This window comes from Pseudomonas sp. GW456-12-10-14-LB2, from assembly GCF_002884345.1.
Taxonomy (GTDB): domain Bacteria; phylum Pseudomonadota; class Gammaproteobacteria; order Pseudomonadales; family Pseudomonadaceae; genus Aquipseudomonas; species Aquipseudomonas paraglycinae.
Genome location: NZ_POHV01000029.1, coordinates 1 through 13444, shown reverse-complemented (window position 1 = coordinate 13444; position 13444 = coordinate 1). Strand labels below are relative to the sequence as shown.

Here is a 13444-nt window from a genome sequence, read left to right as displayed (position 1 = left end):
TTGAAGCAAAGCCTGTCACGAAAACCGGCGCATGATAGCCCATGTCGGAACCTTGGTTCTGTCCATAGAGTCCAGTTATTAGCCAGCTACTGAAAACAGGGCTACGTTGATAGCTCTGCCCGTCCCCTCAATCCGTAGCCGTGCGGATTCAAAGGAGTGATCGTAATGCCGTCCCTCGATAGTCTGAATTCTCTGAAAACCCTCAAAGTCGATGACAAGACTTACCACTATTTCAGCCTGCCGGATGCTGCCAAAAGCCTGGGCGATCTCGACAGGTTGCCGATGTCGCTGAAAGTCCTGCTGGAAAACCTGCTGCGCTGGGAGGATGAAAAAACCGTCACCGGCGCCGACCTCAAGGCCATTGCCGCGTGGCTCAAGGAGCGCCGCTCCGATCGCGAAATCCAGTACCGCCCTGCCCGCGTGCTGATGCAGGACTTTACCGGCGTTCCCGCCGTGGTCGATCTGGCCGCGATGCGCGCCGCTATGGCCAAGGCCGGCGGTGATCCGCAACGAATCAACCCGCTGTCGCCGGTGGATCTGGTGATCGACCACTCGGTGATGGTCGACAAATTCGCCAGTGCCAGCGCCTTCGAACAGAACGTCGACATCGAAATGCAGCGCAACGGCGAACGCTACGCCTTCCTGCGCTGGGGCCAGAGTGCGTTCGACAATTTCAGCGTGGTGCCGCCGGGCACCGGGATCTGCCACCAGGTCAACCTCGAATACCTCGGCCGCACCGTATGGACCAAGGACGAAGACGGCCGCACTTATGCCTTCCCCGACACGCTGGTCGGCACCGACTCTCACACCACCATGATCAACGGCCTCGGCGTACTCGGTTGGGGCGTCGGCGGGATCGAGGCGGAAGCGGCGATGCTCGGGCAACCGGTGTCGATGCTGATTCCCGAAGTGATCGGCTTCAAACTCACCGGCAAGCTCAAGGAAGGCATCACCGCCACCGACCTGGTGCTGACCGTGACCCAGATGCTGCGCAAGAAAGGCGTGGTCGGCAAATTCGTCGAGTTCTATGGCGACGGCCTCGCCGACCTGCCGCTCGCCGACCGCGCAACCATCGCGAACATGGCTCCGGAATATGGCGCGACCTGCGGATTCTTCCCGGTCGATGACGTGACCCTCGACTACCTGCGCCTGTCCGGCCGTCCGCCTGAAGTGGTGAAACTGGTCGAGGCCTACACCAAGGCTCAGGGCCTGTGGCGCCTGCCCGGTCAGGAACCGGTGTTCACCGATAGCCTGGCGCTGGACATGGGCAGCGTCGAAGCCAGCCTCGCCGGGCCTAAACGTCCGCAAGACCGTGTCTCGCTGCCGAATGTCGGCCAGGCGTTCAGTGACTTCCTCGACTTGCAATTCAAACCTACCAGCAAGGAAGAAGGACGCCTGGAAAGCGAAGGCGGCGGTGGCGTGGCGGTGGGCAATGCCGATCTGGTCGGCGAAACGGACTACGAGTACGACGGCCACACCTATCGCCTGAAAAACGGCGCCGTGGTGATTGCCGCGATCACCTCCTGCACCAACACCTCCAACCCCAGCGTGATGATGGCCGCCGGCCTGCTGGCGAAAAAAGCCGTGGAAAAGGGCCTGACCCGCAAGCCGTGGGTGAAGAGCTCACTGGCACCGGGTTCGAAAGTCGTCACCGATTACTACAAGGCCGCCGGATTGACTCAGTACCTCGATCAGCTCGGTTTTTCGCTGGTCGGTTACGGCTGCACCACTTGCATCGGCAACTCCGGGCCGCTGCCGGAACCGATCGAAAAAGCCATTCAGAAAGCCGACCTGACCGTGGCTTCGGTGCTGTCCGGCAACCGCAACTTCGAAGGTCGGGTGCATCCGCTGGTAAAAACCAACTGGCTGGCCTCGCCGCCGCTGGTGGTCGCTTACGCCTTGGCGGGCAGTGTGCGCACCGACATCAGCAGCGAACCGCTGGGCAATGACCAGCAGGGCAATCCGGTTTACCTGCGTGACATCTGGCCGAGCAGCAAGGAAATCGCCGACGCGGTGAATCAGGTCAACACCGCAATGTTCCACAAGGAATACGCCGAAGTGTTCGCCGGTGACGAACAGTGGCAAGCCATCGAAGTGCCGCAAGCCGCGACCTACGTCTGGCAGGCGGATTCGACTTACATCCAGCACCCGCCGTTCTTCGACGACATTGCCGGGCCATTGCCGGTGATCGCCGATGTGAAAGGTGCGCGAGTGCTGGCGCTGTTGGGCGATTCGGTGACCACCGACCACATCTCCCCCGCCGGCAACATCAAGGCAGACAGCCCGGCCGGGCGTTACCTGCGCGAACAAGGCGTCGAGCCACGGGACTTCAACTCCTACGGTTCGCGCCGGGGCAACCACGAAGTGATGATGCGCGGCACCTTCGCCAACATCCGTATCCGCAACGAAATGCTCGGCGGCGAAGAAGGTGGCAACACGATCTACATTCCGACCGGCGAGAAACTGGCGATCTACGACGCGGCCATGCGTTATCAGGCCTCAGGCACGCCGCTGGTGGTGATTGCCGGGCAAGAATACGGCACCGGTTCCAGCCGCGACTGGGCGGCCAAGGGCACCAATCTGCTGGGGGTGAAAGCGGTGATCGCCGAAAGCTTCGAGCGGATTCACCGTTCCAACCTGGTGGGCATGGGCGTGCTGCCGTTGCAGTTCAAGCTGGATCAGAACCGCAAAAGCCTGAACCTTACCGGCAAGGAAACCCTGGATATTCAGGGGCTGAGCGGTGTCGAGTTGACGCCACGGATGAACCTGACCCTGGTTATCACCCGTGAAGACGGGCGTCAGGAGAAAATCGAAGTGCTGTGTCGCATCGACACCCTGAACGAGGTGGAGTACTTCAAGTCCGGCGGGATCCTGCATTACGTGTTGCGCCAGTTGATCGCCTCGTAAAACCTGCAGATGCAGAAACACCGCCAATTGGCGGTGTTTCTGTTTGGGCACGGCACTTTCCTGTGGACGAAAAAAAACCCGCCGAAGCGGGTTTTTCCCAAGACCATTATCGACTCCCTGTCGGCAGCGATCCTTGCTAATGGTCGATCATCCGTGATCCTGAAACACTCCCTGTGCTTCAGTTGATGAGGCTAGATTACGCTGTGGATCCAATCGGCAATAGTCGAAATAGCTACCATCGCGTGTAAGACATTCGCTATAGCGGGCCTTCCGAAAACCCTTAGACGTGTCAGGCATCGAGCGCAGAAGCCGCCAGCTGCGCGACTTTCAGCTGCCCTTTTGCCGCAGTTTGCTCGTCATCCTCCAGAAACCATGCGGCAGACAGTCCGGCGAACGCCAGTACCCATTGCAGCAGGCGTTTTCGCTCGATTCCCGCTGCTTCGCAGATCACGTCGACTTGTCTCCGAAAGCGCTCGGGGTCGGTGGCGGTGGGCAATTCCGGGTTGCAGATCAGGTTGGCATAGTCATAACCGCGCTCGCCCTGCACCCGCTTGGGGTCGATGGCCAGCCAGCCCCGTGGGCCGAAATCGAGGACGTTGTCGTGGTGCATGTCGCCGTGCAACACCACCACATCCTGCGGTTCGGCAAGCAAGGCCTGGGCGGTTTGCAGGCAATCGGCATATGGGCCGCCGTATCGGGCTGCGGCCACTCGTAATGAAGCGAACCAAGGCGTCAGTTCCACTAACGGCGGTGGCGGCGTTGGTCGCGGTGCGTGTAGGCGCGCCAGCGCTCGGCACATGATCCGCGTGGACTCGTCGTCCTCGCCGTTGAGCGCCATGTGCATCAGCGAGCGCTGGCCCATCGCCCGCTCCAGCAACAGGCCTTCGTCGTGATGGGCGAGCACCCGGGCGGCGCCGTCGCCGTCCCACCAGGTCATCAGCAGGTTGCCGTATTTTTCTTCGTCGTCCACCGCGACTTTCAGCATCGCCGGAGTATCGTCCTGACGCACCGGCAACAGGCGGCTGCCCGGGGTGATGATCGGCTCGCCGTCCGGCGCCAGCGCCCAGCGTTCAAGCCACGGCGTAAACAGGTCGGGATCAGCCACCTTCACGCTCACGGGCCCGGTCGCTCTCCGCGAGGAAGCGCTCCAGCCGACTCAACTGTTCCTCCCAGCCCCGACTGTCCATGTAGTACGCCTCTTTCTGACGCACGTCGGGAATGTGTGCAAAACCTGACTCGGAGACTTTCAGCAGCGTGCCGTTCTCGTAGTCCTGCAGTTCGAATCTGACCAGGGTGGTCGGTTCCTGCGAGTAGTCGATTTTCGGATTTACCGCATAGGGATGCCAGCGGAAGGAGAACAGTTGCTGCGGCTCGACCCGCTCCACCAGCACGTTCCAGAGCACATGTTCATAACCGGGGTATGTGACCTGCCCCTGCGTCCATTCGCCGGCGATAAACCGCCGGCCCTCCAGCGCAACGCCGAACCACTGGCCGAACGCTTCGGCATCGACCAGGGCGCGCCAGACATGGGAGCGCGGCGACCTGAGCATGATTTTACGTTCAAAGCTGTTGGGTACTGGTTTCATACGTCACCTCCTGTTTTGAACAGTAGGCTTGTATGACCACATGTCCAATCCGAAGTTGTATCAATCCGGTGCAACGGTCAGGTCTGATTGAAATATCCGGCAGTATTTTGCGGCGCCGGTTCGTCAGAATGCGCACGGATCAGCGCTGCGAAACTGATAACGTTCGCAGCGAACTGAACGACACAAGGACGTCATCATGCAGCCTTCTCTCCCCGAACGTTACCGTGGCGCCCTCCTCGGCCTGGCCTGCGGCGATGCCGTGGGAACCACCGTCGAATTCCAGCCGCGCGGCAGCTTCCTGCCCCTGACCGACATGGTCGGTGGCGGGCCGTTTCGCCTGAAGCCCGGTCAATGGACCGACGACACCTCGATGGCGTTGTGCCTGGCGGAAAGTCTGCTGAACAAAAACGGCTTCGATGCCGCTGACCAGATGGGCCGCTATCTGAACTGGTGGCAATGGGGCTATCTGAGTTCGACCGGCGAATGTTTTGATATTGGCATGACCGTGAGTCAGGCGCTGGATCGCTATCAACACACCGGAGAGGCGTTTGCCGGCTCCACCGATCCCTACAGCGCCGGGAACGGCTCGTTGATGCGACTGGTGCCCGTGGTGCTGTTTTATTTCCCCGATGCCCGGAAAACCAGGCGATTCGCCGCCGACAGTTCACGCACCACGCACGCGGCGCCCGAGGCCATCGAATGTTGCCAGCTGTTTGCCGAACTGCTTGGCAAGGCTCTGGAAGGCGCATCGAAAGCGCAACTGCGCACCCTGCCGCAAACAGCCTTCAGTCAGCCCAAGGTGGCGGCGATTGCCCGGGGCGAGTACCTGCACAAGACCGAGCGCGACATTCGCGGCAGTGGCTACTGCGTCGAATCCCTGGAAGCAGCGTTAGGGTGCTTCCAGCACACCGACAGCTTTGCCGCGGCCGTCCTGCAAGCGGCGAATCTGGGCGATGACGCGGACACCACGGCCGCCATCGTCGGCCAGTTGGCCGGCGCCTTTTACGGCGTGCAGGGAATACCGTCAGGGTGGCTGGAAAAACTGCATGACGGAGAGGAAATTGCCGCGACAGCGGAGCGGTTGCTCAACGCATCAAGGCAGCATAAATCCTGATGGCGCCACGAAGTCGCTAAACTGCCCGGCACGTTCATTCACCAAAGCGAGATGACTCATGTCCCCACGCCTGCTTCTGGCCCTGACACCCTTTCTTTTCACTTCTGTTGCTCACGCTGCCGTGGACTGCGCCAATGCCAGCGATCAGGCGACGATGAATCAGTGCGCTGCGCAGGAAAACAAGGCGGCGGACAAGGAGTTGAACACGGTTTATCAGCAGATCACTGCTCGGTTGAAGGACAACCCTGATGGCAAGAAACTGCTGGTGAGCGCGCAACGGGCATGGATCGGCTTTCGCGATGCCGAGTGCAAGTTTTCGGCATCCGGCGTGGCAGGCGGGAGTGTTTATCCGTTGATCTACAACAATTGCATCGCCTCGGTGACAAAAACGCGAACCGAGGCGCTCAAACAGTATTTGAAATGCGAAGAAGGTGACATGAGCTGCCCAGTGCCCGGGGCCTGATTTTCGGGGCGGTTTAGAGAGCCCCTTCGCGAGCAAGCCCGCTCCCACATTTGAACCGCATTTCAAATGTGGGAGCGGGCTTGCTCGCGAAGGCGTCATCCCTGACGCCGCTAATTACCGAACAAAAATCTGCGCCGTAGTAATCGCCATATCCCCACCCGGCAACTTGATGCTGCCGGTCTGTTTCATGGTCTCGGCATCAAAGATCGCCACGTCGTTGAAGGTCCCGGCCAGATAGATCTTGCTCCCGTCCTTGTTGAACGAAATGCAGTAGTAGGAATGGTCCAGTGTCGCCGCCTGTATCAGCTTTTTCTGCTTGATATCGTACTTGGCCAGACGATTGAGCACGCCGAACATCAGGTTCGGATCCTTGGGCGAGCGCATACCGCTGAAGTAGATCTCGGTCAGCGGGCCGAAATCGGTGGTTTCGGTCTTGCCGGTTTTCAGATCGACGCTGAACAAGCCGTACAGGTATTCAGCGGTGGCCGGGTCCTGCTTCTTGTCCTTGAACCTGGCGGCGGTGTACAGCAGCGAGAAATCGTGGCGGTAAGTCTGCTGGTTCCACACGTAAAGCACGTCCGGCGCGCTGTAGTTCGGGCGTTTCCAGTGACGGCTGGGGATCAGCACGTCGAACTTGCCGCTCTTCACATCGACCTTGTACACATCAGCGCCAGCCACATAGAGCGTGCCGTCATCGCCGCTCTGCATGATCGTCAACTGCCGTGGCGCCGGGAAGCTGCGCACCGGTTTGGCGTCCATCCCGGCGTCGGTGGCGTAGACATCCAGACGCGGTTGTTTGACCTCGTAGCGGTCGTTGAGCATCTGGGTCGGGTTGGCGATGGTGTACAGCTCCTTGCCGTCATGGCTGACGGTAAAGGCGAACATTGACCGCGCTTTCTCCCCCGGCTGCTGGGTGATGCTGGCGTGGAACACCTGCTTGCAACTGTCCAGTTCGACACCGTAGACATCAGCGTAATGGTTGTTCAGCACGTACGCGGTCTTCCGATCCGGCGACAGCTGCACGGTGCCGGGGCCAAAGGCGTCAGGCATCTTGCAGGTCTTGTACAGGCTGTCGGTCGCCAGGTCGATGACGTGCAGGTTGTTCGGATAGTTAGTGGTCAACATGTACTCGTGACCGTCTTGTAGCGCGGTGTTCTCATCGGCCAGAACCGGGAGCGAACAGGCGCTCAGAACCGCGAGTGCGGCAAGGCCGCAGGCTTTGTTGAGGCTAGGCATGCTGGAATCCTTCTTCTTAGCGATCACTTGTCTTTCGGGAAGACAGTGCCGAGGTTGCGCCAGTTGTCGTTGGACGCCTGGGCATCCTTGTTCCAGTCCGGGTAGGTGCTCATCATGTCCGGCACCTGAGCCGGCCACCAGCACGGATCGGAGCAGCCGTAGAGGTCAGCCTCCATCGGCTGGCACAGCGACGACACCCCGCCGAACGCATCGATTTCCCAACCCGGGTCGGTGGTCGAGGCACAGCCGGCGACGGAGCTCATCGCCACCACTTCTTCGATGCGGTTCTCGTCCGCGGCCTGATCCAGCTTCAACGCTTTGTTATTGATTGCCTTGAGATGTTTCATATCAGTGAGCCTTGCGCGGAGTGATGTAGCTGCTGATGAACGCAGGGTTGTTGGCCATGATCCGGGTGTAGACTTCAATGCCGAAGTCGACCCAGTCACGCATCAGTTCGCAGTAGTGATAAGTCGGGTGCGCCGGATCGCCGTAGCGGGCATAACTCTCGTGGTAGCAGCCGCCGGAGCACAGGTTGCGGATCTGACAGTCATGGCAACCGGTGTTGGTGCGATCCAGGCGCTGGGACAGGAAGTCGTTCAACTCAACCTGCTTAACGCCGCTGTGGACGTTGCCAAAGGTCGGCAGCGACGAGCCGGTGAAGCGATGGCACAGGTTGAGTTCGCCCTTGTGATCGACCGCCAGCATCTTCAATCCGGCACCGCACGGCAGGGCTTTTTTGTGGCCTTCGTGGATATCGGTGATCAACTGATGCAGGTTGGAAAAACCAATGTTGCGGTGCTCCAGCGCAGCCTCCAGATAACGCCGACCGAGGCGTTTCATGCTGGCAAAGACTTCGATCAATTCGTCAGTGGTCAGGTTGAAGCTGCTGATATCGCCGGAGGTCACCGGAGCAAATCCGACCTCGGCAAACCCCAACTCGTTGAACAGGTGATCCCAAATGGTTTCAACGTCGGTGACGCCCGTGGTCAGGGTCACCCGCGCACCGACCGGACGGCTGTTGTAACGCGAAAGCAGCATTTCAGCCTTGCGCCGCACCACGTCATAGGTGCCCTGCCCGCCCACGGTGATGCGATTGCGGTCGTGCACGGTTTTCGGTCCGTCGATGCTCACTGACAAGCCGAAGCGGTAGGCATTCAGGTAGTCCACGGTTTCTTCGGTGAGCAGCGTGGCATTGGTGGTCATCACGAACTCGACGAACTTGCCGGCCTCGGCAAACCGCTTTTCGCAGTAATCGACCATGTACTCGATCAGCTTGCGATTGCTCAGCGGCTCGCCGCCGAAAAACACCACGGTGAACCGCTCTTCGTCGGGGGACTCACGCAGCAACATTTCCACCGAGGCGATGGCGGTTTCGACGTCCATCTTCTTGCCGGCGGACGGCTTGTCGAGGTCTTCCTTGTAGCAGTAGGTGCAGCTCAGGTTGCAGCCGGTGTTGACGTTGAGCACCACGGTGTTGATCGCCGTGCGCTCGACACGTTTGACCGCGATGTCCGGCGTCAGCGGCGAGCCGTCGCTGACCAGTTCCAGCGAAATCAGCTCGCGCAGGGTCTCGTTGATTTCCTCGCCGTTGAACCGCGCGCCGAGGCGCTGGATCAGGTCTTCCGAGGAGCAACCGGGGCCGCGCAACGCATCAATGATAGTCCCGGTCAGTTCATCGCTGGCGAACAGCGAACTGCTGGGGATGTGGAACAGCATGCGGTCGGCGTCGACGTGCACTTCGTGCAGATTACGTTCGACCAGATTCAAGATAGCGCCCATTGCAAACCTCCTGTGCAAGCCCCGCTTGGGGGACTTGCGGTCATTCCGAAAAGTGTCTGAATCGCTGTCGCTCAGCTCAACTCACGTTTCAACATCAGGGAATGGGTGGATTGTTCCAGCGTTGCACGGTGACGATCAGGTGGCCTTCGCCGGTCAGGGATTTCCCTGCGTCGTCGACGGCGGCGATCACCTTGAGGTTGCCGGCATTGTTGGTGGACATCTTGCGTGCCGGATTCGGCCCGGCATCGCCCGGGGTGAACACGCCCGCGTCGGTCTGCATGGTGCCGGCGAACTTGACGTCCTCGTCCTCTTTGGCGCGCTCGTCGAAGGCTTCGACTTTCCATTGCGCCGGGAACACGCCGATGCGATACGGCTTGCCGTCGGCACCCTTGCCCCAGGCTTCGGCATCGAAGCGGCCCTGGACTTTCGGCGTCGAACCGCCGCCCTCGCCGATCCGTGCCACCGAGAATTCCGGCACCACTTTGACCGAGGCGATCCTGCTGTACACCGACAGGCTCGGGCCTTTCAGGCTGCCGACGCTGACCGCGCGCAGGCCCGGCTGGGCATTCGCTGCCGCTTTTACTTTGACCTTGATCCGGTCGGCGTTCTGCTCGACCACTTCGACCACGTCCACGCCTTTACCGAAGTTCGGTTTGCCGCTCAGACCGCTGCCAATCAGGGTCACTTCAGTTTCGCTGCCTGCCTTCACATAACCTGGCTGCACCGCCAGCAAACGCTGCGAACCCTGTTTGGCGGCGACAAAGTCCAAACCGCGCTCATCGTGCTCGGCCTCGAACATCCGGCCCTGCATGGCGTTGCCTTGTGCGGCGAACACCTGACGCATGGTCACGCCATCGACGGTCACGTTGCCGCGCCATTCGTAGCCGCTGTAAAGGATTGCGCTGCCATCGCCGTTGAACGGGCTGCCGTCGGCGTACTGACCTTTGACGGCGACCTTGAAGGTGTCACTGCCATCGGCGGTGACGCTCATGGTGCCGGCCAATTCACCCTTGCCCGGCAAGTGGCCGCTGAAGCTCCAGTCGCCGACCAAAGCTTCCGCTTTCGGTGCGGTTTTGATCCAGGACTGCCACGCCGGGTTGTCCAGCGGATAACGCTTGGCCAGCAGCGGGACCATTTCCTTGCGGGCGATATCGAACCAGTCACGATCACGGGACATGGCCTGATATTCCAGCGACGGCCATTGACCGAGGTGGAAATTCACCAGACGTTCCCATTCCTGAGCCGGACGCCGTTGCAGGGCGATCCGCGCACCGGAGTGGCAGCGTCCGCACATCTGCGCGGTTTTCTCGTCGAACTGCTCGACGGTGTTCAACCGCCGTTCCAGTGCGTAACGCACGCCATCGGTTTCGCTGGGCGCCAGGCCCTGGGTGTCGGCGAGGTATTTGACCAGCGTGCGACGGTCGTCATCACTGATCTGCAAACCGTGCATGGTCTGCATCCGGGCGATGCTCATCAGCCAGCCTTCCGGGGTCTTGCGCTGGTGGCTGATGCGGCTCAACTGGTCGCCGGCTTCAGGGGTGTGACAGCCCTGGCAGGTTTCCTTGAGGATGGTCTGGGCATCGCGGGCTGCCAGACTGTACGGCGAATGCAGGGCCACGCAAGCGGCCACGGCCAGCAGGCTGGCGCTCATGCCTGATCGGAGTTTTCTCTTCATCAACGTCGAACCTCGCACGGTGCTTTCTTATTGTTGTGGCTTATCGTTTTTATGGTTTCTGCCGTTCGTGGCGATGCACGAACGGAGGCAAGCGAAACGTCTGCTGTGAGCAATACACGGAGCGTGCCAGCTTGCCGATAAGCTTTTCAATCAAGCAGTTACGTGAAGATCAAGGCGAAGTGGCGGTGCCGCCGGTGCTTGCCGGCGTCCAATTTCGCGACAGCTGTTGCAGTCTGAGACAAGCATAGTTGTTGCGGCGTCAGCGACATTGCGTCACGCGACAGATGACCCGGAGCTGGCAGTATCCCCCATGAAAAACCTCCAGAAGAGTGACGCCTGCCGAACCCGCACGAAAACAAGCCCCGCCAATGACGGGGCTCTTGTATTGGTTGTTTACCCGCGCCTAGCGAACAGAGTTGTCCGGGTGAACCTTGTAACGCCCACAATGGTTGCAAACCATCGAGCATTCACAGTGGGCGCCGGCCTTGGCTGCCAATGCCGCGGAATCACGCTGGGCCGCTTGAATTCGACGATCCCGGTGATACGCATACATGAGCAGCATACTGACGCCCATACACCACAGCCCCACAATTAAAGCCGCCATCATTTTCCCTCCATCATGGCAACACCGAATGAGGTAACGATTACGAAAAAACTGGTTGAAGCCATCCACGCACCTGCCCGAATCGTATCGACATCGGTCAAGTCGCCGATCAATAGCGCCGCAATCCCTGTCACCAGAAATCCAGTCCCCACGCCCATCGTAAAATTGGTTAGCCATCGAATGGTTAAGTTGTTCATCGACATCCCTGTGAAGACACTGACCCGCCAAATCCGTGGCAGGAAAACCCTATACACCAAGCAACTTAGCTCGTACCTCATGCCTCCACCAGTCGGTAAAAACTGTCAGACGCGCGACTTTTCCTACACCTGAAACGGCCCGACTTCGCCAAGGCCCCGTGACAGCTGGATTGGCTTTGTAGGACGCGTATCTTGCTTCTCAACGGGTGTCGCGTTTTGAGACAAATTCACCCTCATTGCCACTCAAACTCTTCCTCCTTTCGCCCGTGCAACCGGGCTGTGCGCCACCTTCGAGCATTTGGCACAACCATTGCGAAAGCCCCTCTCGATCCCATCGAACAACAAGAGGTTTCGCCATGCCCCTGCCCTATCTGCTCCCTGCCACCTCGGCCTTTATCCAGCGCCCGCCACGCATGCTGATCGGCGGCGACTGGGTCGAAGCCACCGACGGCCAGACCATGCCGCTGCACAACCCGGCCACCGGTGAAGTGCTGTGCGTGGTACCGCGCGCCACGCCGGAAGATGTCGACCGCGCGGTGCTCGCCGCCCGGCAAGCCTTCGATGATTCAGCCTGGAGCCGAACCCGTCCGCGCGAGCGGCAGAACCTGCTGTGGAAACTCGCTGACCTGATGCAGCGCGACGCCGAGCTGCTGGCGCAACTGGAATGCCTGAACAACGGCAAGAGCGCGGCGGTGGCGCAGGTGATGGACGTGCAACTGGCCATCGACTTCCTGCGCTACATGGCCGGTTGGGCGACCAAGATCGAAGGTTCCAGCGTCGACGTCTCGTTGCCGCTGATGCCCGGCGATCAGTTCCACAGTTTCATTCGTCGCGAAGCGGTGGGCGTGGTCGGCGCCATCGTCGCCTGGAACTTCCCGTTGCTGCTGGCCTGCTGGAAGCTCGGCCCGGCGCTGGCCACCGGTTGCACCGTGGTGCTCAAACCGGCCGACGAAACCCCGCTGACCGCGCTGAAACTGGCGGAGCTGGTGCTGGAAGCGGGTTACCCGGAAGGCGTGTTCAACGTGGTCACCGGCACCGGCATCACCGCAGGCTCCGCCCTGACCCACAATCCGCTGGTCGATAAGCTGACCTTCACCGGCTCCACCGCCGTGGGCAAGCAGATCGGCAAGATCGCCATGGACTCGATGACCCGGGTCACCCTGGAACTGGGCGGCAAATCACCGACCATCGTCATGGCCGACGCCGACCTGAAAACCGCCGCGGCGGGTGCGGCCAGTGCGATTTTCTTCAACCAGGGCCAGGTCTGCTGCGCCGGTTCGCGCCTGTATGTGCAGCGCAAGCATTTCGACAATGTGGTGGCCGATATCAGCGACATCGCCAATGCGATGAAGCTCGGCAACGGCCTCGACCCAAGCATCGATATGGGCCCGCTGATTTCCGCGCGTCAGCAGGAGCGGGTCTACAACTATATCGAAATGGGCCGGGAAAGCGGGGCGACCATCGCCTGCGGTGGCGAGCAGTTCGGGCCGGGGTTCTTCGTCAAGCCGACGGTGATTGTCGATGTCGATCAGCGGCATTCGCTGGTGCAGGAAGAGATCTTCGGGCCGGTGCTGGTGGCGATTCCGTTCGATGACGAGGCCGATGCGCTGCGCATGGCCAATGACAGCCCTTACGGATTGGGCGCGAGCATCTGGTCGAACGACCTGGCGGCGGTGCACCGGATGATTCCGCGGATCAAATCGGGATCGGTGTGGGTCAACTGCCACAGCGCGCTGGATCCGGCGCTGCCGTTTGGCGGCTACAAGATGTCCGGAGTCGGGCGCGAGATGGGGTATGCGGCGATCGAGCATTACACCGAACTGAAGTCGGTGTTGATCAAGTTGTAGGAGATCAAGATCAAAAGCCCACCCTCACCCCAGCCC

11 protein-coding genes are annotated in these 13444 nt (G+C 60.4%); 4 read left to right on the top strand and 7 right to left on the bottom strand.

Annotation, left to right across the window (positions count from 1 at the left end):
• The first annotated feature begins 165 nt into the window (after nucleotides 1–165).
• A complete protein-coding gene (gene acnA, locus C1X29_RS19660) occupies nucleotides 166–2907 on the top strand; it encodes an aconitate hydratase AcnA (RefSeq protein ID WP_102688095.1) in 2742 nt (913 codons plus the stop codon).
• A 289-nt stretch (nucleotides 2908–3196) separates the two neighbouring features.
• Here the strand turns inward: acnA and C1X29_RS19655 are convergent, their stop codons facing one another.
• A complete protein-coding gene (locus tag C1X29_RS19655; protein WP_085748365.1) occupies nucleotides 3197–4012 on the bottom strand; it encodes an aminoglycoside phosphotransferase family protein in 816 nt (271 codons plus the stop codon).
• Nucleotides 4005–4493 carry an SRPBCC family protein gene (locus C1X29_RS19650; protein WP_102688094.1) on the bottom strand — a complete coding sequence of 163 codons (489 nt, stop codon included), beginning with the start codon at nucleotides 4491–4493 and terminating at the stop codon, nucleotides 4005–4007. Before C1X29_RS19650 ends, C1X29_RS19655 begins: the two co-directional genes overlap by 8 nt.
• Nucleotides 4494–4689: 196 nt before the next feature.
• Between C1X29_RS19650 and C1X29_RS19645 the strand changes: the two genes are divergently transcribed.
• Nucleotides 4690–5607 (top strand): ADP-ribosylglycohydrolase family protein, encoded by a 918-nt coding sequence (locus tag C1X29_RS19645; RefSeq protein ID WP_102688093.1) that lies wholly within the window; start codon nucleotides 4690–4692, stop codon nucleotides 5605–5607.
• A gap of 58 nt (nucleotides 5608–5665) precedes the next feature.
• Complete coding sequence (locus tag C1X29_RS19640; RefSeq protein ID WP_007953090.1) at nucleotides 5666–6070, top strand: lysozyme inhibitor LprI family protein; 405 nt, start codon at nucleotides 5666–5668, stop codon at nucleotides 6068–6070.
• Nucleotides 6071–6184: 114 nt separating this feature from the next.
• Here C1X29_RS19640 and peaD read toward each other — a convergent pair whose 3' ends face one another.
• The 5 genes from peaD to C1X29_RS19610 form a co-directional block, all read right to left on the bottom strand.
• Nucleotides 6185–7306: a quinohemoprotein amine dehydrogenase subunit beta gene (peaD, locus tag C1X29_RS19635; protein WP_102718163.1), complete on the bottom strand. Its 1122-nt coding sequence runs from the start codon at nucleotides 7304–7306 to the stop codon at nucleotides 6185–6187.
• Between the two features lie 23 nt (nucleotides 7307–7329).
• Nucleotides 7330–7653: a quinohemoprotein amine dehydrogenase subunit gamma gene (qhpC, locus tag C1X29_RS19630; protein WP_008016081.1), complete on the bottom strand. Its 324-nt coding sequence runs from the start codon at nucleotides 7651–7653 to the stop codon at nucleotides 7330–7332.
• 1 nt (nucleotide 7654) lies between these two features.
• Entirely contained in the window at nucleotides 7655–9085 is a 1431-nt protein-coding gene (gene peaB, locus C1X29_RS19625) for a quinohemoprotein amine dehydrogenase maturation protein (RefSeq protein ID WP_102718162.1), read from the bottom strand.
• 94 nt (nucleotides 9086–9179) lie between these two features.
• Entirely contained in the window at nucleotides 9180–10760 is a 1581-nt protein-coding gene (gene peaA / locus C1X29_RS19620; protein WP_085748331.1) for a quinohemoprotein amine dehydrogenase subunit alpha, read from the bottom strand.
• 603 nt (nucleotides 10761–11363) lie between these two features.
• A complete protein-coding gene (locus tag C1X29_RS19610; protein ID WP_007953098.1) occupies nucleotides 11364–11561 on the bottom strand; it encodes a hypothetical protein in 198 nt (65 codons plus the stop codon).
• Nucleotides 11562–11917: 356 nt separating this feature from the next.
• Between C1X29_RS19610 and C1X29_RS19605 the strand changes: the two genes are divergently transcribed.
• A complete protein-coding gene (locus C1X29_RS19605) occupies nucleotides 11918–13408 on the top strand; it encodes an aldehyde dehydrogenase (RefSeq protein ID WP_102718161.1) in 1491 nt (496 codons plus the stop codon).
• Nucleotides 13409–13444: the final 36 nt, after the last annotated feature.